A 24,909-nucleotide genomic window follows, 5' to 3' on the forward strand; every position below is an offset into this window, starting at 1 on the left:
TTTCCTTATTTGCTTGTTGTTTTTAACTAAGAACCTATCGGCTCAAAAATAAACTGCGTAAAAAAAAATCCGCGCGTTGAGTACTAATCAATTGTACACAATCATTCAACCTATGCACTAACAACCTGTATTACAGAGTCTAAAGCCTCTCCCGGCTTGTCACTGTCGAGCCACTGAACTGAACTCCAGCCTCGTAACCAAGTCATTTGGCGCTTTGCCAGTTGACGTGTCGCACAAACTCCGCGGTAAACCATTTCGTTGTAATCAATCTCACCGGACAGATAAGACCACATCTGCCGGTATCCCACACAACGAATGGCAGGCAAATCCGTATGCAAATCACCGCGGTCAAAAAGCGCCCTAGCCTCTGTTTCAAACCCTGCTTCCAGCATTTGGTGAAAACGTAATTCAATCCGCTGGTGCAGAAGCTCCCGGCTAACAGGCGCAATCGCAAATTGGTGAACCTGATAAGGTAAGGTTTCACCCGAAATTTTAGTCAGTTCCGTTAAAGTTTTACCTGAAATAAAAAAAACTTCCAGTGCTCTAGAGAGCCGTTGGGGATCATTAGGATGAATTCTTGCCGCCGCAACAGGGTCTATCTCGGCCAATTGCTGGTGCAATGCCTCCCACCCCAGTTCTGTTGCTTGCTGTTCAATGCGCTGTCGCACGAGCGGATCGGCAGAGGGCAATGGCGATAACCCGTCCAATAGTGCCTTAAAATACAGCATCGTTCCCCCCACCAGCAGCGGAATTCGCCCTGCTGCGGTGATGTCGGCCATCTCTTTTAAAGCATCTTGACGAAAATCAGCGGCTGAGTAGGCTTCAGCCGGATCGCGAATATCAATGAGGCGATGCGGCGCTAATGCCAGTTCTTCTGCACTGGGCTTCGCCGTGCCGATATCCATACCACGATAGATCAGCGCGGAATCAACACTGACCAGCTCTACGGGTAGGCGTTGTCTCAGCGCAATTGAAAGTGCTGTTTTGCCTGAAGCGGTTGGCCCCATTATAAAAATTGCCGGTGGCCGAGCGGTATTTTCAATATCATTCATGAGTCAAAGTTGCCAATGCAGCCTTTATATCAATAGGTTGTAATAGCCCGACAGGAGGTGAATGCACCAACTGTGGACAAAGACGTTCAACGTCCGTCAATAATTGTATCGCTTGAGACACATTCCATACCTCATGTTCGCTGCCGAGGTGGCGGGCTAACCATGTGGCCAAAGTATCTGGCGATATCTCTTCATGCTGCGACAGATAGCCTAACAGTTCCGGTATCAGTTTTTGTAAATTTTGTTGGCGTAATGGTAAAGAAACGGCACGTAAAGTCGCTCGACCCTGCTCAACGGTCATTTCTATCCCCATCGTAGCCAATAATGTCTGATGGCGCTGACAGGCTGCCGCTTCATTTTTCTCTAACGGCAGCTTCAAGGGGATTAAAAGTGGCTGAGCGCGCAGCCCCTCTGATGGTGGGTTCAACTGCGCTTGCTTCAACCAACGCTCTGCAACATTCAGCGCGAGTAATGCTATACCGTGCTTATATTCAATCAGAGCATAACAAGGTGGAAATACCGTTAATACGCGGCCAAAACTGTAGCTATCACCTTGTAACGGTTCGTCAGCGGATAGTTTCCGTGACACAGGCATGGTCATCGCCACATCTACTGGCTTATTAGCGATCACTGACTTATTAACTATGACTGACTCACTGCCTATAGCGGATGGCGTGGCTGCAGCGACCGTCGTCGGTTGTACCAGTTGGCGATACAACTCACCTTGTTGCTTTTGATAAGGCGGGTCTGCGCGATAAGTCGGTGCGATATGCTCACGGGCCGAAGCTCCCTTTTCCGAACCTGTACTTCGCGCCACTGAAGGGTTTTTCGTCGGTTCAGGTTGCGCATACTTATTCACCCCAGCAGCCACACGATTTTCTGGCTGCCAGCGCGGCGCTTCTAGCACTTCACCATCTTCATTGATGGCCAAAGCAGGGGTGGCGGTTTGCTGTAAAACCGTCGTCACTGCCTGATAAATAAAATCATGGACCAGACGCGCCTGATGGAAACGCACCTCATGCTTAGCCGGATGCACATTGACATCCACCTGATGAGGGTCGATATCCAGATAAAGGACATAGGCGGGTTGTTGGTCGTCTTTGAGTAAATCCTGATAAGCCTGGCGGATCGCATGATTGATCAGCCGATCACGCATCATGCGGTTGTTAACGTAGCAATATTGCATTTCACTGAGTGCACGGCTCGCCGCCGGATCAGCCACCCAGCCACGAATCGTCAAATCACCGTGCTGCCAAGAGATTGCCAGCGCATGCTGCAAAAAAGCTGGCCCACAAATACTGGCCAGTCGCCGCTCATGGTGCGAAGGATCGGTTGCCGCTCGATACTGACGCATTAACTTGCCGTTATGACTCAAGTTGATAGCCACATCGAAGCGCGCCAACGCAATACGCCGCACAACCTCATCAATATGACCAAACTCGGTTTTTTCTGTACGCATAAACTTGCGGCGGGCCGGCGTATTGTAAAACAGATCCAGTACTTCTAGCGTGCTACCGACAGGATGCGCGGCAGGTTTGATGGTAACGGCCATGTCGCGGCCTTCAGCATAAGCTTGCCAGGCTTCATTTTGTTCAGCCGTTCGTGATGTCAAAATCAAACGAGAGACGGAACTGATACTGGCGAGAGCCTCTCCGCGAAACCCCATGCTCAGGATGGCTTCCAAATCCTCCAGCGAACTTATTTTGCTGGTGGCATGGCGCGCCAGAGCCAACGCTAAATCGTCTTTGTTAATCCCGCATCCGTTATCACGGATCCGAATAAGTTTCGCGCCACCACGCTCAATATCGATATCAATCCGCGTGGCACCCGCATCCAGACTATTTTCTACCAACTCTTTGACTACCGATGCAGGACGTTCTACCACTTCACCGGCGGCAATTTGGTTAGCGAGCTGTGGTGGTAGAATCTGAATCGGCATAGCGGTTCCTTTTGCTTACGATTGTGGGATAGTGAGGGTCTGCCCGAGCTGGACGTTACCTGACTTAATCTTATTCGTCCGCTCAATCTCACTCATCGACACCCCGTATCTGGCGGCAATGGCAGACAGCGTGTCGCCACGTTTTACCTGATGCTTAATCGGCTGACTTTTGCTCGTCTTAGCTTTAGCGACCGTCTTGGGGGCTGCACCTGAAGCCGCGCTGCCTGACGCAGGAACTTTCAAACGTTGCCCAACCCAGACCACATCATTTTTCAGCGTATTATTTTGTCGTAATACGGCCATGCTGACACCGTATTGATTGGCAATACCGGATAAGGTTTCACCACGCTGCACTTTGTGGATCTGGGTTTTCCCCGTCACAACCGGTTTAGCGGCAGATACCCTGCCGCTTTGCGCATTACTGACGATCGGTTCTGGCTGATTAGCACTTGAACGTCTTGAAGATGAATCAACCGCCGCCGTTTCAATTAGCGGGCGGTTTTCGACCTTTGGGTCGGCTTGTAGCGGATGCGCGAGGAAATAACTGCGCAAGCCTTTATAAATAGCCTGAGCAATCTTCTCCTGATACGCGCTACTGCCTAGCAGCCGCTCCTCCGTACTATTACTGATAAAGCCGGTTTCCACGAGTAACGATGGAATATCCGGTGAACGTAACACCCCTAAACTGGCGTGTTCGGGGCGGCGTTTATGAATATCGCCAACCGTTTCCAGTTCTCGCAGCACTTTGGTCGCCACGTCATAGCCGACCCGCTGTGAATGACCAAATTGCAGGTCCAGCACCGCCTGACTTAAATAGGGGTCTGAAGCGGTATTAGCCAATACATCACCTGCACCGCCAAGCAGCTCAGATTGTTTCTCATGCTGCTCCAGCCAGTTACCCATTTCACTGTTCGCGCGGCGGTTCGACAACACCCAAACAGAAGCCCCCGTGGCGCTACGGTTAGGTGCCGCATCGGCGTGAATAGATACCAGCACGTTAGCACTCTGTTTACGCGCCACGTCTGAACGACCCATCACTGAAATAAAGTAATCGCCATTACGCGTTAAAACCGGTTTAAACATCGGATCGTTATTGAGTAGCGCTTCAAGCCGACGGGAGATGGCAATAGTGACATTCTTCTCTTTCAGGCCATTTTGCCCGATAGCACCAGGATCTTGACCACCATGACCCGCATCAATAGCAACGACCACGCGACTGCTGTTCGCAACACTGGCCGTCTTAATCGGGCGAGCCGTATTGGTCGTCGTGGTGGCGCTACTCACGACTACTGTTGGCTTATTATTAAACGGGTTTTTAGCCGCAGTAGGGGGATTTGAATTAGTCACGCGAGCTGCGGTATTGGTATTGGCCGCCTGCGATGTCAATCGCCCTGCATTGGGGCTAGGCGTATTGGTATTGGCTGCCTGAGACGTCAATCGCCCTGCATTAGGGCTAGGCGTATTCGTTTGATTTAAAACCTGAGCTTGGCGAACAGGCGCACTTTCAGCGGCGGTCATCGTAATGACCACCGTGTAATTGTTCCCCGACTGTTGAGTGACGGCGCGCGTTTTGACTTTTTGCGTCAGTTCCAGCACTAAGCGCGTGCTTTGTTCATCTTTCGGTGTACTCGAGCGAATTCTTTTCAGCAAATTCTGCCCACTGAACTCAAGCGGTAGACCAGAAAGATTGCCGCTTTGACGAACATCCAATACCACACGCTCTGGTCCACTTAACGAGAAAAAGGCATAGATTGGCTTACCATCAAAGCTGAGTGTTACTCGGCTTTCTGTCGAGCCATTGTTAACCTTAATATCTGTCAGTTTCATCGCCAACGCTGACGGTAGCGTAAATAGCCACACCAAAACTAGCAGAACAGCGGTCAAGGCATGTTTCCAGCGATTAATTCGCGTCATGCTATGCATCATTATCAAATTTATCCTTGCACAGCAGCTAAACGGCGCAATACCTCTGCACCCGCATCAGAAATAGCTAACAGACGCGCTTCACGGCCTTCGTCTTGATAAGCCAAATGTAATTCTACGTCCGCCTGAGGCAAGAACCCTGCCCCTTGCTGCGGCCACTCCACCAGACAAATTGCCTGTGTATCGAAATAATCGCGAATCCCCATGAATTCCAATTCTTCAGGGTCAGCTAAGCGATAGAGGTCAAAATGGTAAACAGGCCTTGGCGTTAATGCATAGGGCTCAACCAAAGTATAAGTTGGGCTTTTCACATGCCCTACGTGGCCAAGCGCCTGAAGAAAGCCACGGCTAAAAGTCGTTTTCCCGGCACCTAAGTCGCCGAAGAGATAAATGACGCTGGCACCATCGAAGGCATGAGCCAATGTGGCGCCTAATGCAACGGTCGCTGCCTCATCAGGCAGAGGTAAAACGAGTTCTTTCATTCTATGATATCTATCTTGCTAACTCAGGATTAACGTACTTCGGAATAACCGGCAGCAGATCTGTGGCCAGTAAACCCCGGGTGCCTTGAACTTCAGCCAGTTGGTCTGCGGCAACGCCGTGCACAACACAACCTGCGCAGGCAGCATCATACAGCACTAGCTTTTGTGCTATCAAACTCCCAATAATGCCGGACAGAATATCCCCCATGCCGCCGGAGGCCATCCCTGCATTACCCACGTCAGCAATCGCCATTTCACCCTGCTCACTGGCAATAAGCGTACCAGCTCCTTTCAATACCACCACACCACCATATTGTTTAACGATGTTACGGGCAGAAAGTAAGCGGTCACTTTCAATATCAGCGACGCGGCAACTCAACAAACGAGCGGCTTCCCCTGGATGAGGGGTCAGTACCCGATTCTGACGCTTCAATGGATTTAATGCCAGTAAGTTAAGTGCGTCTGCGTCCCATAATGCTGGTTTATCACTTTGTTGCAATAAATTCAGCGCATTCTTGCCCCATTCGGATTGGCCTAGCCCTGGCCCAACGACTAATACATCCGCCCAGCGGATACCTTGTTCGAGGGTTTCGGTCGTTAATTCCTGCACCATCAGTTCCGGACGCGCGGCCAAAATGGGTGCCACATGCTCTATGTGAGTGAGTACTCGCACTAACCCAGCACCGCTACGTAAAGCGGCTTCCCCAGCCATACGAATGGCCCCGCCAAGCCCTTTATCGCCCCCCACCAGCAGTAATCGGCCATGTTCTCCCTTGTGGGCGCAGGGGCGGCGCGGTTTAAGCCATTGCGGCAATTGAGCCGGCGTTAAACGTTCAATTTGCATGGGTTGAGTGGCTAACCATGACGTCAGCCCTAACTCATGACAATGTAAATGGCCAACCCAATCTCGAGCCTGCCCAGTCAGCAAACCCGGCTTGAGCGCAATAAACGTTAAAGTATGGTCTGCACGAATGACAGAACCCAGAGCAGCACCGCTATCGGCACTGAGTCCAGAAGGGATATCCAAAGCAATTTTCGCCGCTCGATGGCGGTTCGCGGTATCAATGAGGGTGGCATAGGCACCTTGTGGCGCGGCGCGCAGGCCGATCCCCAGCAAACCATCGATAATCAAATCAACATGGGCTGGCCATGGCGTATCAGGCTGATTAATCACTCCCCCAGCAGCCAGCCACTGGGATTGCGCCTGATGGGCTTCGACAGGCAGTGGGCGATTGCCAGAACAGGCGATGAGAGTGACATTTAATCCCGCCGCCAATGCCCGACTCGCCACGATATAACCGTCACCACCATTATTGCCATGACCGCATAAAATCAACCAATGACGTGCTGCAGGGTATTGTTTTCTCGCCAATTCAAACGCGGCATCACCCGCCCTGACCATCAAATCGAATAGCGTTAGAGAGAAGTGCGCCGCAGCGATAGCCTCATTCTGACGCACCCAGTCCGCAGAAAAAACAGAGTGTGGTAAACTAAGCCCGATTTGTTTCTTACTATGGTCCGTCATGGCACACCCCCTCGATTTGAATCAATTAGCCCAACATATCAAGCAATGGGGGCAATCGCTAGGTTTCCAGCAAGTTGGTATCTGTGATACGGATTTGTCTGCGGAAGAGCCGCGTTTGCAGGCTTGGCTTGATAAACAATATCATGGCGAAATGGCTTGGATGGCCCGCCACGGTATGTTGCGCGCGCGACCCCATGAATTATTGCCGGGTACGCTACGGGTGATCAGCGTGCGGATGAATTATCTGCCCGCTAAAGCGGCATTTGCCAGCACCTTGAAAGATTCATCGTTAGCTTATGTGAGCCGTTACGCATTAGGCCGCGACTATCATAAATTATTGCGCCAACGGTTGAAAAAGTTGGGCGATCAAATCCAAAATTACTGCTTAGAGCAGCAAGCAATCAATTTCCGTCCGTTCGTCGATTCCGCCCCGATCATGGAGCGCTCATTAGCTGCTAAGGCTGGGATTGGATGGGTTGGTAAGCACTCACTGATTTTAAATCGTGATGCGGGTTCTTGGTTCTTTTTGGGCGAGCTGCTCATTGACCTACCACTGCCAGTAGACAAACCACAAGAAGAGCAATGTGGCCGTTGCGTGGCCTGTATCACCACCTGCCCGACTGGTGCCATTGTCGCCCCTTACACCGTTGATGCGCGCCGCTGCATTTCATATCTCACCATTGAGTTAGAAGGCGCGATACCAGAAGAATTTCGTCCGTTAATGGGTAATCGCATTTATGGTTGTGATGACTGTCAGCTAATTTGCCCTTGGAATCGTTTTTCCCAGCTCACCGACGAAGAAGATTTTAGCCCGCGCAAAGTATTACATACCCCCGATTTGTTGGATCTCTTTGCCTGGAATGAAGAGAAGTTTTTGCGTGTCACGGAAGGTTCTGCTATTCGCCGTATCGGCCATCTGCGTTGGCTGCGCAATATCTCGGTAGCGCTTGGCAATGCGCCCTATCTCGACAGTATTGTCTTAGCGTTGGAAGCACGAAGGGGTATTCACCCGATGCTGGATGAACATATTAATTGGGCAATATCACAACAATTGAAAAGACGGTCTACACTGATTGTGGATGTGCAATCACCACAGAAAAAACGATTGGTGCGGGCCATCGAAAAAGGTCTCCCCCGCGATGCCTGACACGCCATTAATGACCAGAGTCTTAATGAGGTTAGGTATCGTTTTTTTATTGTTTGTGTCACGAATGCACTCAGAGTAATCCTGTGCATAAAAATAAAAACGCCTTGGCAATCAAACGCCAAAAAAAGCACAAGTGATCAGCGTAACGTTTTCACATAAAAATATACTTCATAGAATCAGACAGATAGAAAGCACGAAATAAAATCGCTCAAATTACCACCTGAATATAAAATGAACAGAAACTGTGGATAACTCTGTTGAAGAAGTTAATACATAGTATGTAAGGCACGTTACAGCGCATGACATGGCTGTGGATAATTAAATCAGGATTGGATAAAAATTTTGGAGCGGGAAACGAGACTCGAACTCGCGACCCCGACCTTGGCAAGGTCGTGCTCTACCAACTGAGCTATTCCCGCATTGAGAGGCTATTACACCCTGCTGTTATGACAGCATTTGGCTTTCACTACAAAAACTGCACGCTAAAAGAGATAAAAATTGGAGCGGGAAACGAGACTCGAACTCGCGACCCCGACCTTGGCAAGGTCGTGCTCTACCAACTGAGCTATTCCCGCGTCACATAAAAACTAACGCATTGCTTTTATATATTTATTCTTTTAGTGCTAATTCTTTTGTTACAAACTTCTCCGCTACTGGAAGAAGTTGGAGCGGGAAACGAGACTCGAACTCGCGACCCCGACCTTGGCAAGGTCGTGCTCTACCAACTGAGCTATTCCCGCCCTGAATACTGTTTTCAGCCTAAATGCGGCTGTTTTCTCTGTACTGAATCCGTTCACGCAGACTTGCGAATTCTTCATCGGTACGGGGTGCGCATTATACGAGAAATCCGTTTTGTCGCAAGCCCCTGAAAGCAAAAAAATCATTTTTCGACGCAAGTGCTGATTAAAGCAGCAATATGTTTCATTTGCCAGCACCGAGTGATGAATAATGCATCACCAAGGCTAATCGATGGAACAAAACACATTATATATCCAAAGCTTTTGGAGTGGCAGGAAGGCAGTTCTCCCTGCCGCTGCAAGGGCGAAGGAGAACTATAATTGAATAAAATGCTCGCGATAATAAGCCAATTCAGCCACAGACTCGCGGATATCATCCAGCGCTTGGTGAGTGTTTTGTTTCTTGAATCCAGCCAGAATTTCAGGTTTCCAGCGGCGCGCCAGCTCTTTTAAGGTACTGACATCCAGATAGCGATAGTGGAAATAGGCTTCCAGCTCAGGCATATAACGGAATAGGAAACGGCGATCTTGACCCACGCTGTTGCCACAAATGGGCGACGTTCCTGCTGGCACCCACTGCTTCAGGAACTCAATGGTTTGCCATTGGGCATCATTGTCAGTAAATGGGCTGGCTTTTACTCTCTCAACCAAACCGCTGCCTGTATGAGTACGCACATTCCATTCATCCATCAGCCCAAGCTGCTCATCTGATTGATGGACGGCAAGGACTGGGCCTTCGGCTAAAATATTAAGGTTAGCATCGGTGACCAGTGTCGCGATCTCGATGATCCGATCCCGTTCTGGATCAAGACCCGTCATTTCCAGATCGATCCAGATTAAATTATTTTGGTTCTCTGCCATTTTATTTCCTGCCTGTTGCGGATGAGTCGAGCGAACAAAAGGTTAATTGATAAAATTATGTGTATCATAGCCCTTTTGGTCGCTCCCAGCGATATACCCAAAGAAATTGGCGTTTTAGGCGGGCAGCAAATAGGTCCCTGCGGCGTCAAAGACAAAGGGCATTAATGCAAATTCAAGTGAGGCACAGTGAGTAAGAATAAACTGTCCAAAGGTCAACAACGCCGTGTACAGGCGAATCATCAGCGTCGGCTACGCACTGATAGAAAACCTGAGTTAGATGACTCTCAGCTTGGCGATGCGCAAGAAGGTATCGTTATCAGCCGTTTCGGTCAGCATGCTGATGTCGAAGCCACTGATGGTGTACAACACCGTTGTAATATCCGCCGCACCATTAAGTCATTGGTGACTGGCGACCGTGTGGTCTGGCGTCCTGGCCTTCAAGCGCAGGAAGGCGTGAGGGTGAAAGGTATCGTTGAGGCTGTTCATGAGCGCACCTCTGTTTTAACGCGTCCCGATCTTTATGATGGCGTGAAACCGATCGCCGCAAACATCGACCAGATCGTGATCGTATCGGCGATATTGCCAGAGCTTTCTCTTAATATTATCGATCGCTATTTGGTGGCTTGTGAAACGCTGGATGTTGAGCCGTTGATCGTGCTGAACAAGATCGATTTACTGGATGCCGATGGCCGTAAATTCGTTGATGGCATGATGGATATCTATCGCCGTATTGGCTACAACGTGCTGGAAGTCTCTAGCCAGACCCGTGAGGGAATGGAGGCTTTCGAGCAAGCACTTGCGGGGCGAATCAGTATCTTTGCGGGTCAATCGGGTGTGGGCAAATCCAGCTTACTGAATGCGCTGTTACCACCGACTGATAACGAAATTCTGGTGAATACCGTTTCGGATAACTCAGGTTTAGGCCAGCACACCACTACTGCCGCTCGTTTGTATCATTTCCAGCATGGCGGTGATGTGATTGACTCACCAGGGGTACGTGAATTTGGCCTCTGGCATTTGGCACCGGAACAAATCACGCAAGGATTTGTCGAATTCCGTGACTATCTCGGTCATTGTAAATTCCGCGATTGCAGCCATACCACCGATCCCGGTTGCGCACTGCGTGAAGCCGTAGAGCAAGGCAAAATTGCAGAAGAGCGTTTTGATAATTACCATCGTATTTTAGAAAGTATGGAGCAGGTGAAACCTCGCAAGACAGCAGATAGCGACGAGAAGTGATGCTTTAAGCGCGGTTTTTATCGCCGATATTCCATAACGGGCGCAGGGCAAAATACTGCGTCCCTTTATTTTTATCGTTTACCGAAGAGGTCTACGTGCTAGACAGTATCAAAATCAGATTACAGTATTTGCTCCCAAAGCAGGGTTTGACCCGTTTGGCTGGCTGGGGCGCGGATAAGCAAGGCGGCTGGTTAACTCAACTGGTGATCAAGGCTTTTGCCCGTTTTTATAAAGTCGATATGAAAGAAGCTCAGGATCCTGAGTTCTCAGCTTATCGCACCTTTAACGAATTCTTTGTGCGGCCACTGCGTGATGGTGTGCGCCCTATCACAGCCGAAGAAAACTGTTTGGCCCAACCTGCCGATGGTGCTATCAGCCAGTTAGGCATGATTCATGATGGGCAAATATTGCAAGCTAAAGGCCACCATTACAGTTTAGAAGCGCTATTAGCCGGTAATTACCTGCTTGCTGCTGAATTCCAGAATGGCCAGTTTGTCACCACCTATTTGGCACCAAGTGATTACCATCGCGTACATATGCCGTGTCACGGTGTCTTGCGTGAAATGATTTATGTGCCCGGTGATTTATTCTCGGTTAACCCATTAACCGCAGCGAATGTCCCGAATTTGTTTGCTCGCAATGAGCGCGTTATTTGTATCTTCGATACCGAATTTGGCCCGATGGCGCAAATTTTGGTGGGTGCCACGATTGTTGGTAGCATCGAAACAGTTTGGACAGGGACCATCACCCCACCACGCGAAGGTGTTATTCGCCGCTGGACATACCCGCAAGCCGGCACTGACGGCGCGGTCGTGCTGGAAAAAGGGCAAGAAATGGGCCGCTTTAAATTAGGCTCAACGGTGATTAACCTGTTCGCCGAAGGCAAAGTACACTTAGCACCACAGTTAAACAGCGGTTCTATCACCCGTATGGGTGAAGTATTGGCCGAAATCGTCCCTACCACCCCGCCGTGCTAGCTTGCTGCTGACGACGTAACCGATGTTGAGGAACCCTGATTTGCGCCCAATAATTTCTCGCTTTTTTGGCCCGCTCTTATCATTTAGTCAGTCAATGGTGGCTGGCCTCTTGTTGTCATTTGTCATGTTGTTCTCCTTGCCGCTTCATGCGGCAACTCAACCCAATGAAGAACAACTGCGGCAAGAACTGAAACAAGTTGAAGCTAACAAAGGAATGACCAATCAGGCAGAGATTATTCAGGCGCTGCAAGGGGCCCTTAGCTGGTTAGCGGATGCCAAAGAAGCTGATATTCGTGCTCAGCAATATCAAAAAGCGATTGATGACTTCCCTAAACTGACCCGTGAACTGCGGCAAGAACTGGCGCAGGAAGGGGATAAGCCTCTGCCTGTCCCCAATAATCTGTCCACATCAGAGCTAGAGCAGCAAGTACTGCAAATCAGCAGTCAATTGCTGGAACTAAGCCGTCTGTCGCAGCAAGAGCAAGACCGAGCGCGGGAAATAAGCGAGTCTCTCAACCAACTACCGCAGCAACAATCAGAAGCACGGCGTATTCTGACCGAAATCGGCGCGCGGCTTCAGGCGCAAAGTAACCCCGCAAACCCTGTCGCACAGGCACATTTGACGCTATTGCAAGCTGAAATGGTCGCGCGCAAAGCGAAAGTCAATGAATTGGAGCTTTCTCAGCTCTCGGCCAATAACCGGCAAGAGCTGTCACGACTACGTGCAGAGTTATACAAGAAGCGGCAAGAACGGGTGGATGCCCAGCTGCAAACGTTGCGAAATAATCTGAATAATCAACGCCAACAGGCAGCTGAACAAGCGTTAGAGCGCACTGAACAGTTGGCGGAGCAAGGCGGTGACCTGCCAGAATCCATCACCCAGCAGTTGCAAATAAACCGTGAGCTATCCCAAGCGCTGAATCAACAAGCACAGCGTATTGACCTTATTTCTTCGCAGCAGCGCCAAGCGGTTGCACAGACACAGCAAGTTCGGCAAGCGCTCAGTACCATTCGTGAGCAGGCCCAATGGTTAGGCGTTTCAACCGCACTGGGGGAAACGTTACGCGCACAGGTGGCCAGATTACCTGATGTGCCAAAATCTCAGCAGTTGGATCGTGATATGGCTCAGTTGCGGGTTCAGCGCCTGCAATATGAAGATATGTTGGATAAGCTGCAACAGCAGGATGTAAAATTAAAACAAGATGATGGCACACCATTAACCACCGAGCAGCAACGGATTCTGGATGCTCAATGGCGAACACAGCGTGAATTGCTGAATTCTCTGCTCTCGGGTTATGACACTCAGATTCTTGAGCTGACGAAGCTAAAAGTGGCGAATAGCCAGTTAGTAGATGCACTGAGTGAAGTGCGCGAAGCGACGCATCGCTACCTATTTTGGGTCGCAGATGTCAGTCCCATATCGCTCTCATACCCGATTAGCGTTGCCCAAGACCTGACCCGCCTGCTGTCACTGGACACCCTGTCACAGCTCAGCAGCGCGTTTGTCATGATGATGACCAGCCAAGAAACATTATTGCCAATTATTGGTGCCATACTGTTTGTGGGTTTCAGTATCAGTTCACGCCGTCACTATCACGCCTTCCTTGAACGTGCCAGCAGCCGAGTCGGTAAAGTCACGCAAGACCACTTTTCTCTGACGCTACGGACTGTGTTTTGGTCAATTCTGGTGGCACTACCGCTGCCGGTCTTATGGGCCGCACTCGGTTATGGCCTACAAAGTGCTTGGTCCTACCCGATGGCTATCGCCATTGGGAATGCCGTCACTGCCACTGTACCGGTGCTGTGGGTGTTTATGATAAGTGCCTCGTTTGCCCATCCACATGGCCTGTTTATCACGCATTTCCGTTGGTCACCCACGCAAGTTGGGCGCGCAATGCGTTTTTATCGCATGTCCGTATGGCTCATTATCCCATTGATGATGGCCCTGATTACTTTTGAGAATTATAACGACCGTGAATTTGCCGGTACTCTCGGCCGGTTGTGCTTTATTTTGCTGTGTATCGCCTTAAGTTTGGTCACCAACAGCTTGAAGCGGGCAGGCATCCCCCTCTATTTAGATAAAAAAGGATCAGGGGAAAATATCATTAACACCGCGCTGTGGGGGCTGTTGCTCTCTGCGCCCTTAATCGCAGCGCTGGCATCAGCACTCGGTTACCTCACCACCTCACAGGCGCTATTAGCACGACTGGAGACATCGGTCGCCATCTGGTTCTTCCTGTTAGTGATTTATCACATTGTCCGCCGTTGGATGTTAATCCAGCGGCGCCGTATTGCCTTTGATCGTGCGAAACAGCGTCGGGCCGATATTCTGGCGCAACGCGCGCGAGGTGAAGAAGACACGCCACACAATAACAGCACTGAAGGGTCTATTGATGTAGAAGAGCCAGTCATTGATCTGGATGTGATCAGCGCCCAGTCACTGCGGCTGGTACGATCGATTCTCACCATGATCGCTTTGGTGTCCGTGATCGCCCTGTGGTCTGAAATTCACTCCGCTTTTGGTTTCTTAGAGAATATTCGTCTGTGGGATGTCTCATCGACGGTTAACGGCATTGAGTCTGTGCAAGCGATCACCATGGGATCATTGCTGATCGCCATCTTAGTGATGATTGTCACCACTCAATTAGTCCGTAACTTACCGGCTCTACTGGAACTGGCGCTGCTACAACATTTGGATCTGACACCAGGAACGGGTTATGCCATCTCCACGATCACCAAATATCTGTTGATCCTGTTTGGTGGGCTGATTGGCTTCTCAATGCTGGGGATTGAATGGGCGAAATTCCAGTGGCTAGTTGCTGCATTAGGCTTAGGTTTGGGCTTTGGTTTGCAGGAAATTTTTGCCAACTTCGTCTCTGGTCTGATCATTTTGTTTGAAAAGCCGATTCGTATTGGCGATACCGTGACGATCCGCGATCTCACAGGCAGCGTGACCAAAATTAACACTCGTGCGACCACCATCTCAGATTGGGATCGCAAAGAAATAATTGTGCCAAACAAAGCGTTTATTACTGAGCAATTCATTAACTGGTCGCTGTCTGATTCGATTACCCGTGTGGTGCTAACGGTGCCTGCGCCAGCTGAAACCAGCAGCGAAGAAGTGACTGATGTGTTACTGACTGCCGCACAACGCTGTACGTTGGTATTGGAGAATCCACCACCCGAGGTGTATTTGGTCGATCTTCAGCAAGGGATTCAGATTTTCGAGCTGCGTATCTATGCCGCTGAAATGGGCCATCGTATGCCATTGCGCCATGAGATCCACCAGCTGATTCTGGCCGGTTATCGTGAGCACGGTATTACTCTGCCATTCCCACCTTTCCAAGCTCGTCTGGAAACATTGGGCCGTGGCGCTGGGCGCACCATTACCTCGGGCCGTAGTCGTTCGCCGGGCAGTCTCTAAAGGTGTACATTTATAGATAGAAAAATGGCCTGACGCGATAAAGTGTCAGGCCATTTTTTTGGCTGATCCTAGTCGGCGATGAGCGTATCACCGAGCACAGAAGGGATTAGGCAATATTGACTGGGAATGCAATCACATCACTCAATCTTTCCGCATTCAGCGCTAACATCACTAAACGATCAACCCCGAGCGCCACACCAGAACAATCCGGTAAACCGTGCTTTAGTGCCGCAATCAGATTCATGTCGATGGGATTCTGCGGTAAGCCGCGTTTAGCTCGGCTGCGGTTGTCTTGTTCAAAACGTTGCAGCTGCTCATCGCCATCTGTCAGTTCATGGAAGCCATTCGCCAGCTCAATGCCTTTGAAGTAAACCTCAAAACGCTCAGCGACACGGTGATCTTCAGTGCTAATCACGGCAAGTGACGCCTGTGATGCAGGGAAATGATAAACAAAAGCAGGTTTATCACGGCCAATGTGTGGCTCAACGCCCACGGTAAATAGCAGTTGCAGTAGCGTGTCACGATCTTCTTCGGTATCTGCGATATTGCTTAAATCCAGTTTTGCTGCAGCTTCGCGCAATTGTGCTTTATCTGCCGATAATGGATCGATACCCAAATGACGCTGAAACGCTTGCTGATAAGAGAGTGTTTCAGCGCTATTGCAATCCAAAATTTGCTGCAATAGGTCATCAACCTCATTCATTAAGCGATACATATCATAATGTGGGCGATACCATTCAAGCATGGTGAATTCAGGATTGTGATGACGCCCAGCTTCTTCATTGCGGAAGCTGCGCCCCAACTGATAGATAGAGCCACTGCCTGCTGCCAACAGTCGCTTCATGTGGTATTCCGGACTGGTCATCATGTACAGCGTCAAACCATCGGCAGCGCCCGGGCCAACAAACCGGGTTTCGAATGGGACTAAATGAATGTCCGTCACTGTCGCTTGGCTCATGGTCGGCGTTTCAACTTCTAATACGCCACGATCGGCAAAAAAGCGCCGGATCTCTGCCATTATTGCTGCGCGCTTCAACAAATTGGCGATGGGTGCACTCGGCTGCCAGCTTGCCGTTTCGCTCATGGTGGTTAACTCCGAAATCAAACAGGGGATGCAGTCTACTCGCATCTCCTCATTCAGACAAATCTCCCTCCCCTCAGGGCGCTTTTTGCGGCGAATTCAGCATTTCACTCTGTGAAAAAGAGTTAAGCCTAGTAGATCCTGTTTGGGATCACGTTTTTGTCAGTAATGCCTTTGAGGCGGTTCAAATAAAACAAAACAATCGATCACATCAAATTTCTACTACTTAGCATTGGGTATAATTATGCCCATACAAAAAGTAAGAAATAGCTATCCTTAATAACAGCATTCTCGTTACCGGCTAATAAGTTAGTCAGATAATAATATTAAAAAACCGATTAAGAATAGAGATTCACTTTATATACCCAACGTCATTGGTGTAGCAGCAGGGTAGCAGGCTCACACCGCAGCAATACCAAGAGCGAAGGATATAAGTTTTTCACTTGAACAATGGAGAAGCGCAGTGCAAACCTTTAACGCCGATCTTGCCATTATCGGGGCCGGAGGCGCTGGTTTACGTGCAGCAATAGCCGCAGCGGAAGCCAACCCTCAGCTGAAGATTGCTCTGATCTCGAAAGTATACCCGATGCGTAGCCATACCGTGGCCGCAGAAGGGGGATCAGCCGCCGTCACGCAGGACCACGATACCTTTGACTATCATTTCCATGACACTGTCGCCGGTGGTGACTGGTTATGCGAACAAGATGTTGTTGACCATTTTGTTCACAGTTGCCCAGAAGAGATGGCACAGTTGGAAATCTGGGGCTGCCCGTGGAGCCGCAAACCGGATGGCTCAGTTAACGTGCGTCGCTTCGGTGGGATGAAAATTGAACGTACGTGGTTCGCCGCTGATAAAACCGGCTTCCACATGTTGCACACCCTGTTCCAAACCTCGTTGAAATACCCGCAAATTCAGCGTTTTGATGAGCATTTCGTCCTCGATATTCTGGTTGATGAAGGTCAAGCACGTGGCGTCGTCGCCATGAATATGATGGAAGGCACCCGAGTCCAAATCCGCGCGAATGCCGTGGTCATGGCGACAGGCGGTGCAGGTCGTGTTTATCGCTATAATACCAACGGCGGTATTGTTACCGGTGATGGTATGGGGATGGCATTCCACCACGGCGTTCCGCTGCGGGATATGGAATTTGTGCAATATCACCCCACCGGCCTACCTGGTTCTGGCATCCTGATGACCGAAGGTTGTCGTGGCGAAGGCGGTATTCTGGTCAATAAAGACGGTTACCGTTATTTGCAAGATTACGGCATGGGGCCAGAAACCCCCCTTGGCGAGCCTAAAAACAAATACATGGAATTAGGCCCGCGCGATAAAGTTTCGCAAGCCTTCTGGCATGAATGGCGAGCTGGCCGCACTATCGCAACACCGCGTGGTGATGTGGTGTATCTGGATCTGCGCCATTTGGGCGAGAAAAAACTGCTTGAACGCTTGCCGTTCATCTGTGAATTAGCGAAAGCCTACGTGGGTGTCGATCCAGTCAAAGAGCCGATCCCAGTGCGCCCGACCGCGCATTACACCATGGGCGGTATCGAAACTAACCAACAGTGCGAAACCCGCATCAAAGGGCTATTTGCTGTCGGCGAATGTTCTTCTGTCGGTCTGCACGGCGCAAACCGTTTGGGTTCTAACTCCCTAGCAGAATTAGTGGTCTTTGGTCGTGTGGCGGGTGAACAAGCTGCTCTGCGCGCCATGGAAACTGGCCCTGCAAACGGCAGCGCATTAGATGCCCAAACCCGCGATGTTGAAACCCGTCTGAGTGACTTAATGAAGCAGGAAGGGACTGAGAATTGGTCCAAAATCCGCGATGAAATGGGTCTGTCGATGGAAGAAGGTTGCGGTATTTACCGTACGCCTGAATTGATGCAGAAAACCGTCGATAAGCTGGCTGAGTTGAAAGAGCGCTTCAAACGCGTGAAAATTACCGATAACTCCAGTGTTTTCAACACGGATCTGTTGTACACCATTGAGCTAGGCTATGGCTTAGATGTGGCTGAATGTATGGCTCACTCAGCACTGAATCGCCGAGAGTCTCGTGGTGCGCATCAACGTCTGGATGAAGGCTGTACTGAGCGTGATGACGTAAACTTCCTGAAGCATACTTTGGCCTTCCATACCCCAGGTGGCGCACCACGTCTTGAATACAGCGACGTAAAAATTACCAAGCTGGCACCGGCTAAACGTGTTTATGGTGGTGAAGCCACCGCTCAAGATGCAAAAGATTTGAAGGATAAGGAGCAGGCGAATGACTGATATGAAAGTCCTGAAAATGGAGGTCATGCGCTATAACCCAGAACGTGATAGCGAACCTCACTTCGAAACCTTTGAAGTTCCTTACGATGAGCAAACCTCACTGCTAGATGCGTTGGGCTATATCAAAGATAACCTCGCGCCAGACTTGTCTTATCGCTGGTCTTGCCGGATGGCGATTTGCGGTTCGTGCGGCATGATGGTCAACAAAGTGCCGAAGCTCGCATGTAAAACCTTCCTGCGCGAATATACCGCAGGGATGAAAGTAGAGGCGCTGGGTAACTTCCCGATCGAGCGTGATTTAGTGGTTGATATGACTCACTTTATCGAAAGTCTGGAAGCCATCAAGCCCTACATCATTGGTAATGAACGCAAACCTAAAGATGGCCCTAATAAGCAGACCCCAGCACAGATGGCGAAATACCATCAGTTCTCCGGCTGTATTAACTGTGGTTTGTGCTATGCCGCTTGCCCGCAGTTTGGCTTAAATCCAGAATTTATCGGCCCAGCTGCGATTACGTTAGCGCACCGTTACAATCTGGATACCCGTGACCACGGCAAGAAAGAGCGTATGCCTCAGCTTAACGGTAAAAATGGTGTCTGGAGCTGTACCTTCGTCGGTTACTGCTCTGAAGTGTGTCCGAAACACGTTGATCCGGCCGCTGCTATCCAGCAGGGCAAGGTCGAAAGTGCCAAAGACTTCATGATCGCCATGCTGAAACCACAATAAGGGAGGGGAGACAAAAATGACGACTAAACGTAAAGCTTATGTCCGCACCATGGCCCCTAACTGGTGGCAAAGCCTTGGTTTCTACCGTTTTTACATGTTGCGTGAAGGGACATCAGTTCCCACTGTGTGGTTCAGTATTCTGATGATTTATGGCGTATTCGCGTTGAAAAGTGGCCCAGCCGGGTGGGAAAATTTCGTTGGTTTCCTGCAAAATCCGCTGGTTCTCCTGATCAATATCATCACGTTATTGGCCGCAGTGTTACATACCAAAACATGGTTTGAACTGGCGCCTAAAGCGGCAATTGTCATCGTAGATAGCGAAAAAATGGGTCCAGGGCCAATTATCAAGGCACTGTGGGTGGTAACGGTCGTGGCTACCGCGATTATTTTAGCCGTTGCATTACTCTAACTCGGAGGAAAATAAGATGAATCAAGTTCCTAAGCGCTCCGATGAACCTATCTTCTGGGGTCTGTTTGGTGCGGGCGGCATGTGGAGTGCCATTATCGCCCCTGCAGTTATCTTGTTGGTGGCGATTTTGCTGCCATTGGGCGCTTTCCCAGGCGATGCATTGAGCTATGAACGTATTTTGGCGTTCTGTCAGAGTTTTATTGGCCGCGTATTCCTGCTGCTAATGATTATTCTGCCACTGTGGTGTGGTTTGCACCGTATCCATCACGCCATGCATGATTTGAAAATCCACGTCCCCGCAGGGAAATGGGTCTTCTATGGTTTGGCTGCAATTCTGAGTGTCGTCGCTATTATTGGTGTTTTAACACTGTAGTCGCTTTAACACTGTAATAGTTTTGGCGCTGTAATCGCCTAAACCTAATCAATACTTATCAACGGCCCGCACTTCTGCTGGGCCGTTTTTTTATCCCTCTCGCTTATAACTCAGATTCATCCATTTGCGCCTCTAACAGATGATAGCTATTCTCAGTAACAGTTCACTGGCTGAAATAGGAAAGAATGCTAATGCGTCTGTGGTCAAAACTCTCTGTGTTAGCGGCGACTCTGCTCTCTGTCGCCTGTAGTGTCACACCGCCAAAAGACGTGAAGGTCGTCGATAACTTCCAACTACCCCGCTATCTTGGGACATGGTATGAGATTGCGCGTCTGGATCATTCGTTTGAGCGTGGACTCGATCATGTCACCGCAAATTACACACTCCGCGATGATGGTGGCGTAAAAGTGACTAATCGCGGTTATAACGCCAAGAAACAGCAGTGGCAGGAGAGTATTGGGAAAGCCTATTTTATTGGGTCGCCGCAACAAGCTTCACTGAAGGTGTCATTCTTCGGGCCATTCTATGGCGGCTATAACGTGATTGATTTAGATGATGAGTATCAGCATGCCTTGATTGCCGGTCCTAACCGAGATTACCTGTGGATTTTATCCCGCACGCCAACCATTGATAACCAGACTCGTGATCGTTTGGTCGCGGTAGCGAAGCAGTATGGTTTTCCGGTGGAGCAGTTGATTTGGGTTGAGCAGGGGGAGAGGTAAGGTGGTCATTTTATCATCTTATCTCTGATGATTTAACAGCAGATTGGATCTGGTTTCGGTTGAGAGGCGTTCTGCGGCCACTTTAACCTCGTAGCCTCAACCGAGTCGGGCCGCAGGGCGGCGGCCCAACACCCGCGCCTTTGCGCGAAATATTGTGGCTTCGCCATTCCCTCCGGCAGCTTGCTGGCTTATCGAACCGGCGCTGACTCGCTCCCAGCTCGACAGCCCCTTTCGCCGCGTCCATGCGGCTCATTCGGCCTGCAATCTTTGTCGGCAATATTCCTAATTGCGCTCAACGTCAAGACCCAAGACCCAAGACCCAAGACCCAAGACCCAAGACCCAAGACCTATAAATCATGGTTTTGACCTTGAAGTTCAAAAGCACATTTGAGCTGCCGAATGAAGAGAGAAGGTAGGACGCGAGGCATGGATGCCGAGCGAGGGCCGCTTGAACAGGAGTGAATCGGCCCGGTCCGTCAGCCGAAACGATGAGTGAGGGCACCTGCGAAGCAGGCAAGCGATGCGTGCGCAAGCGCGGGTATCCAAAGGGGCCACGCTCATGGCCCATTTGGCGGTTGAGGCATCAGAGCCAAGGTGATCGCCGATCTCATGTCAACCGAACCGATCACCAAACCAAGCCAAGCCAAGCAACCGGATCCACCTGCGAAGCAGGCAAGCGATACGTGCGAAGCGCGGGATTCCACAAGGGGCCACGCTCATTGCCCATTTGGCAGTTGAGGCATCAGAGCCAAGGTGATCGCCGATCTCATGTCAACCGAACCGATCACCTGAATCCCTCAACTAAAACAAAAACCACTCTTATGACGCCAACTTCAACCCAATAATCCCAGCCAAAATCAACCCCAAACTCAACACCCGTGCCAAGCTCGCCGATTCACCTAGCAACGCGATACCTAAAATCGCCGTCCCTACCGCACCAATACCGGTCCAAACAGCATACGCCGTACCCGCAGGTAATGTTTTCATGGCATAGGCCAGCAAGAAAACACTCGCCGCCATCGCCACGATGGTAATAATGCTGGGATTCAGACGCGTAAAACCGTGAGAGTATTTCAGGCCAATCGCCCAAATGACTTCTAATAAACCCGCAATAACCAGAATAATCCAAGCCATGGTAACTACCTCGCTTAGGCGGGGTCGTCCCCAGAAAATAGATGCGTGTTCAGGTCGTCCAGAACAGCCAAAAGATCAGAGGGATAAGTTATCACGCCTAATAATAAGCAGCAATATCTTCAACGTGAGAAAGGAAATTCGGCGGAAGTTGCCGCCGATAGCAACATCATCGAGGTTTATTCAGCGCTTCGTTCAATCGCGCTGCCGGCACTTTGTACATCTTTGCCCACACCTTTTGTTGTGTTGCAGGCGCTCAATGAAGAGATAACCAACAGTGAGAAAATAATAGCGATGCTTTTCTTCAACATGATCAAAATTCCTTATAGGGCTTTGGCATAGTCGCTTTATAAGGATAGTCATAAAAACTGTATTACGCTTTTTCGCACTTCATTGGCACTGCTATTCGACTGAGATGCATCTGGTCTAGAAAGCAGAAAACCGCCTTTGGGCGGTTTTCTTTTATTCTCAACGCAGCTGATTGACCAAACTCGCTATTGAGCGAGCCTAGTGCTCTCTTAAGCTTACTTAACGCGAGAAACGTATTCGCCAGAGCGGGTATCAACTTTGATGATTTCGCCAACCTGTACGAATAATGGCACTTTAACGACTGCACCGGTGCTCAGCGTTGCAGGTTTACCACCTGTACCCGCTGTATCACCTTTCAGACCTGGGTCTGTATCAGTAATTTCAAGCTCAATAAAGTTTGGCGGAGTGACAGCGATTGGCTGGCCATTCCACAGAGTTACGATACATTCGGCTTGGTCAATCAGCCACTTAGCATTGTCGCCAATCGCTTTAGCATCAGCTTGCAACTGTTCGTAAGTCTCGTTATTCATGAAGTGCCAGAACTCACCGTCGTTGTACAGGTAAGTCAGGTTCAGATCGTTAACGTCTGCGCCTTCGGCTGAGTCAGTAGATTTGAAGGTTTTCTCAACGCGGCCGCCAGTCAACAGGCGACGCATTTTAACGCGAGCAAAAGCTTGTCCTTTGCCTGGTTTTACGAACTCGCTGGCCTCAACTGCATAAGGCTCGCCCTCAAACATGATTTTAAGACCGGGACGAAAATCGTTGCTATAATAAGTGGCCATAATGGTCCTCAAGAAACTGGTAGTAAGCCTAAAAAATGGCAAGTATTGTAACCCGAAACATGCCAATTAGAGAAGATTGGTTGCAACAACTCGCCGATGTAATTACTGATCCGGACGAATTGCTAAGAATTCTGTTCTTAAATGAACACCCTAACCTGCAACAAGGCACTGCGGCGCGGCGTTTATTCCCGCTCAGAGTGCCGCGTGCATTTGTTGCGCGTATGCAACCAGGTGATCCTGCTGACCCTTTACTGCTTCAAGTGCTGACTGCACGTGAAGAGTTTATCGCTGCGCCCGGTTTTACCAACGATCCGCTTGATGAACAACGTAGCGTGGTTCCCGGTCTGTTGCACAAATACCGCAACCGCGCGCTATTACTGGTGAAAGGCGGTTGTGCCGTCAATTGCCGCTATTGTTTCCGCCGTCACTTTCCTTATCAAGATAACCAAGGTAATAAGGCTAATTGGCGTCAGGCTTTAACCTATATCCGCCAACACCCCGAATTGGATGAAATCATCTTTTCGGGAGGTGACCCGTTGATGGCAAAAGATAGCGAACTCAGTTGGCTATTAGATGAACTAGAAAGTATCAGCCACATCAAACGGTTACGAATTCATACACGGCTGCCGGTGGTGATTCCTGATCGTATTACACCAACGCTCTGTCAGCGACTTGGTGATTCACGGTTGCAGGTATTAATGGTCACACACATCAACCATGCCAATGAAATCGACCAGTCCTTGCGAGACAGTATGGCACAGCTGAAACAGGCGGGAGTGACGCTGTTAAACCAGAGTGTGCTGCTACGTGGGATCAATAATGATGCCGATGTACTGGCAGCATTAAGCAATGCTTTGTTTGATGCTGGGATTTTGCCTTACTACATCCACGTATTAGATAAAGTGCAAGGTGCTGCTCACTTTATGGTCGATGATGATGAAGCACGACAATTAATGAAAGGCTTGCTCAGCCGCGTGTCCGGTTATCTGGTTCCACGTTTGGCGAGAGAGATCGGTGGGCAGCCAAGTAAAACGCCGCTGGATTTGCGATTAATGCAAAGCGAGTGATAACGGCCAGTCGAGCCACAGTTTTAAATAATGACAGTTTTAAATAGTGACAGTTTTAAATAATGACATAGTTAAAAATCAGGGGATGCTATGCGTCCCCTGATTGATCAAGATTCACACTACAGCCGCTATCAAGGGCACTTATAGACTTCGCCAACCATTTTGCTGTCTAGTGGTGCAAAGCTCGATAGGAAGGTTTCGCTCGGGCTGGTTGCACCGTAGATCACGTTGCCACCCATTGCCGCAGCTTTATTACGCAAGTCATTCGCCGCACCGCGCATAGAACTGCTTTCACCGCCGCCACCTGAGAACCAGTTGCTCTGAACCCCAGTCACCTGACCGACTAACTGACATTCACTCCCCGGTTTGGTATCAGCAAACTTCACTTGCTCGCCTGCTGAACTCAGTTGGTTAGTGGAGCTACAGCCAGCCAGCAATACCGCAGCTGAAAGACCGAGTAACACTTTAATCCGCATTTTTTTCCCCATTCGAAGTTGAGAATCACGCTAAAGATTACCAGAAAGCACCGCCGCCGCTTAGGCATCCGTTGCCGAAAATGTCCAATGCAATGTCAAGTATGCAGGAAATGTTAGTTTACACATTAAATCAGCTAAGCTGCTAAAAAAAGTCCTGCAATCATCACACTGAATGAAATAAAAAAAGCGAGCAGGTCACCCTACTCGCTTTCTTCGACAATTTACCCTTCGTTGCCTTTATCTAAATGGCAGCCGAA

At 49.7% G+C, this 24,909-nt stretch carries 21 protein-coding genes and 3 tRNA genes; 10 read left to right on the forward strand and 14 right to left on the reverse strand.

Annotated features, from left to right (window positions below; all coding sequences use genetic code 11):
• Positions 1-110: 110 nt before the first annotated feature.
• The 5 genes from miaA to nnr form a co-directional block, all read right to left on the reverse strand.
• Positions 111-1,052 (reverse strand): tRNA (adenosine(37)-N6)-dimethylallyltransferase MiaA, encoded by a 942-nt coding sequence (miaA, locus tag DA391_RS20390; RefSeq protein WP_108088153.1) that lies wholly within the window; start codon positions 1,050-1,052, stop codon positions 111-113.
• Positions 1,045-2,991 (reverse strand): DNA mismatch repair endonuclease MutL, encoded by a 1,947-nt coding sequence (gene mutL, locus DA391_RS20395; RefSeq protein ID WP_098905160.1) that lies wholly within the window; start codon positions 2,989-2,991, stop codon positions 1,045-1,047. Before mutL ends, miaA begins: the two co-directional genes overlap by 8 nt.
• A gap of 15 nt (positions 2,992-3,006) precedes the next feature.
• Complete coding sequence (amiB, locus tag DA391_RS20400; protein ID WP_050286654.1) at positions 3,007-4,863, reverse strand: N-acetylmuramoyl-L-alanine amidase AmiB; 1,857 nt, start codon at positions 4,861-4,863, stop codon at positions 3,007-3,009.
• Positions 4,864-4,925: 62 nt separating this feature from the next.
• Positions 4,926-5,396 (reverse strand): tRNA (adenosine(37)-N6)-threonylcarbamoyltransferase complex ATPase subunit type 1 TsaE, encoded by a 471-nt coding sequence (gene tsaE / locus DA391_RS20405; protein WP_050080932.1) that lies wholly within the window; start codon positions 5,394-5,396, stop codon positions 4,926-4,928.
• 10 nt (positions 5,397-5,406) lie between these two features.
• Positions 5,407-6,921 carry a bifunctional ADP-dependent NAD(P)H-hydrate dehydratase/NAD(P)H-hydrate epimerase gene (gene nnr, locus DA391_RS20410; protein ID WP_098905157.1) on the reverse strand — a complete coding sequence of 505 codons (1,515 nt, stop codon included), beginning with the start codon at positions 6,919-6,921 and terminating at the stop codon, positions 5,407-5,409.
• Between nnr and queG the strand changes: the two genes are divergently transcribed.
• Positions 6,920-8,068, forward strand: a complete 1,149-nt coding sequence (gene queG, locus DA391_RS20415) for a tRNA epoxyqueuosine(34) reductase QueG (RefSeq protein ID WP_108088154.1) — start codon at positions 6,920-6,922, stop codon at positions 8,066-8,068. The genes nnr and queG overlap by 2 nt on opposite strands.
• Positions 8,069-8,411: 343 nt before the next feature.
• Here the strand turns inward: queG and DA391_RS20420 are convergent.
• The 4 genes from DA391_RS20420 to orn form a co-directional block, all read right to left on the reverse strand.
• Positions 8,412-8,487 (reverse strand) — tRNA-Gly (locus DA391_RS20420).
• A gap of 80 nt (positions 8,488-8,567) precedes the next feature.
• Positions 8,568-8,643, reverse strand: a tRNA-Gly gene (locus DA391_RS20425).
• Positions 8,644-8,732: 89 nt separating this feature from the next.
• A tRNA-Gly gene (locus tag DA391_RS20430) sits at positions 8,733-8,808 on the reverse strand.
• A gap of 312 nt (positions 8,809-9,120) precedes the next feature.
• On the reverse strand, positions 9,121-9,666 hold the full coding sequence (gene orn, locus DA391_RS20440) for an oligoribonuclease (protein ID WP_098905156.1): 546 nt from the start codon (positions 9,664-9,666) through the stop codon (positions 9,121-9,123).
• Positions 9,667-9,852: 186 nt separating this feature from the next.
• On the opposite strand from orn, the gene rsgA reads away from it, so the two are divergent.
• From rsgA to mscM, 3 genes are all read left to right on the forward strand, one after another.
• On the forward strand, positions 9,853-10,905 hold the full coding sequence (gene rsgA, locus DA391_RS20445; protein ID WP_019211353.1) for a small ribosomal subunit biogenesis GTPase RsgA: 1,053 nt from the start codon (positions 9,853-9,855) through the stop codon (positions 10,903-10,905).
• A gap of 95 nt (positions 10,906-11,000) precedes the next feature.
• Positions 11,001-11,882: an archaetidylserine decarboxylase gene (gene asd, locus DA391_RS20450; protein WP_108088155.1), complete on the forward strand. Its 882-nt coding sequence runs from the start codon at positions 11,001-11,003 to the stop codon at positions 11,880-11,882.
• A gap of 40 nt (positions 11,883-11,922) precedes the next feature.
• Entirely contained in the window at positions 11,923-15,306 is a 3,384-nt protein-coding gene (mscM, locus tag DA391_RS20455) for a miniconductance mechanosensitive channel MscM (RefSeq protein ID WP_409574509.1), read from the forward strand.
• A gap of 106 nt (positions 15,307-15,412) precedes the next feature.
• Here the strand turns inward: mscM and epmA are convergent, their stop codons facing one another.
• Complete coding sequence (gene epmA / locus DA391_RS20460; RefSeq protein ID WP_050080937.1) at positions 15,413-16,390, reverse strand: elongation factor P--(R)-beta-lysine ligase; 978 nt, start codon at positions 16,388-16,390, stop codon at positions 15,413-15,415.
• Positions 16,391-16,850: 460 nt separating this feature from the next.
• Here epmA and frdA point away from each other — a divergent pair, with 460 nt between their 5' ends.
• The 5 genes from frdA (at position 16,851) to blc (ending at position 20,887) form a co-directional block, all read left to right on the forward strand.
• Positions 16,851-18,656: a fumarate reductase (quinol) flavoprotein subunit gene (frdA, locus tag DA391_RS20465; RefSeq protein ID WP_049604997.1), complete on the forward strand. Its 1,806-nt coding sequence runs from the start codon at positions 16,851-16,853 to the stop codon at positions 18,654-18,656.
• The gene (locus DA391_RS20470; protein WP_050286602.1) at positions 18,649-19,383 is read left to right on the forward strand and encodes a succinate dehydrogenase/fumarate reductase iron-sulfur subunit; all 735 of its coding nucleotides are present in this window, start codon (positions 18,649-18,651) and stop codon (positions 19,381-19,383) included. Before frdA ends, DA391_RS20470 begins: the two co-directional genes overlap by 8 nt.
• A 16-nt stretch (positions 19,384-19,399) precedes the next feature.
• Positions 19,400-19,792: a fumarate reductase subunit FrdC gene (gene frdC / locus DA391_RS20475; protein ID WP_050080939.1), complete on the forward strand. Its 393-nt coding sequence runs from the start codon at positions 19,400-19,402 to the stop codon at positions 19,790-19,792.
• Positions 19,793-19,808: 16 nt separating this feature from the next.
• Positions 19,809-20,165 carry a fumarate reductase subunit FrdD gene (frdD, locus tag DA391_RS20480; protein WP_019211360.1) on the forward strand — a complete coding sequence of 119 codons (357 nt, stop codon included), beginning with the start codon at positions 19,809-19,811 and terminating at the stop codon, positions 20,163-20,165.
• A 191-nt stretch (positions 20,166-20,356) separates the two neighbouring features.
• On the forward strand, positions 20,357-20,887 hold the full coding sequence (gene blc, locus DA391_RS20485) for an outer membrane lipoprotein Blc (protein WP_108088156.1): 531 nt from the start codon (positions 20,357-20,359) through the stop codon (positions 20,885-20,887).
• 819 nt (positions 20,888-21,706) lie between these two features.
• Here the strand turns inward: blc and sugE are convergent.
• From sugE to efp, 3 genes are all read right to left on the reverse strand, one after another.
• Positions 21,707-22,021, reverse strand: coding sequence for a quaternary ammonium compound efflux SMR transporter SugE (gene sugE, locus DA391_RS20500; RefSeq protein ID WP_019211363.1), 315 nt, complete (start codon positions 22,019-22,021; stop codon positions 21,707-21,709).
• A 176-nt stretch (positions 22,022-22,197) separates the two neighbouring features.
• Positions 22,198-22,329 carry an entericidin A/B family lipoprotein gene (locus DA391_RS20505; protein ID WP_004392446.1) on the reverse strand — a complete coding sequence of 44 codons (132 nt, stop codon included), beginning with the start codon at positions 22,327-22,329 and terminating at the stop codon, positions 22,198-22,200.
• 213 nt (positions 22,330-22,542) lie between these two features.
• The gene (gene efp / locus DA391_RS20510; protein WP_019211364.1) at positions 22,543-23,109 is read right to left on the reverse strand and encodes an elongation factor P; all 567 of its coding nucleotides are present in this window, start codon (positions 23,107-23,109) and stop codon (positions 22,543-22,545) included.
• Between the two features lie 35 nt (positions 23,110-23,144).
• On the opposite strand from efp, the gene epmB reads away from it, so the two are divergent.
• Positions 23,145-24,176 (forward strand): EF-P beta-lysylation protein EpmB, encoded by a 1,032-nt coding sequence (epmB, locus tag DA391_RS20515; RefSeq protein ID WP_050874875.1) that lies wholly within the window; start codon positions 23,145-23,147, stop codon positions 24,174-24,176.
• A 131-nt stretch (positions 24,177-24,307) separates the two neighbouring features.
• On the opposite strand, the gene DA391_RS20520 is transcribed toward epmB, so the two are convergent.
• A complete protein-coding gene (locus DA391_RS20520) occupies positions 24,308-24,652 on the reverse strand; it encodes a DUF4156 domain-containing protein (RefSeq protein WP_049605003.1) in 345 nt (114 codons plus the stop codon).
• Between the last annotated feature and the right edge of the window lie 257 nt (positions 24,653-24,909).

The organism is Yersinia massiliensis (assembly GCF_003048255.1).
Classification (GTDB): domain Bacteria; phylum Pseudomonadota; class Gammaproteobacteria; order Enterobacterales; family Enterobacteriaceae; genus Yersinia; species Yersinia massiliensis_A.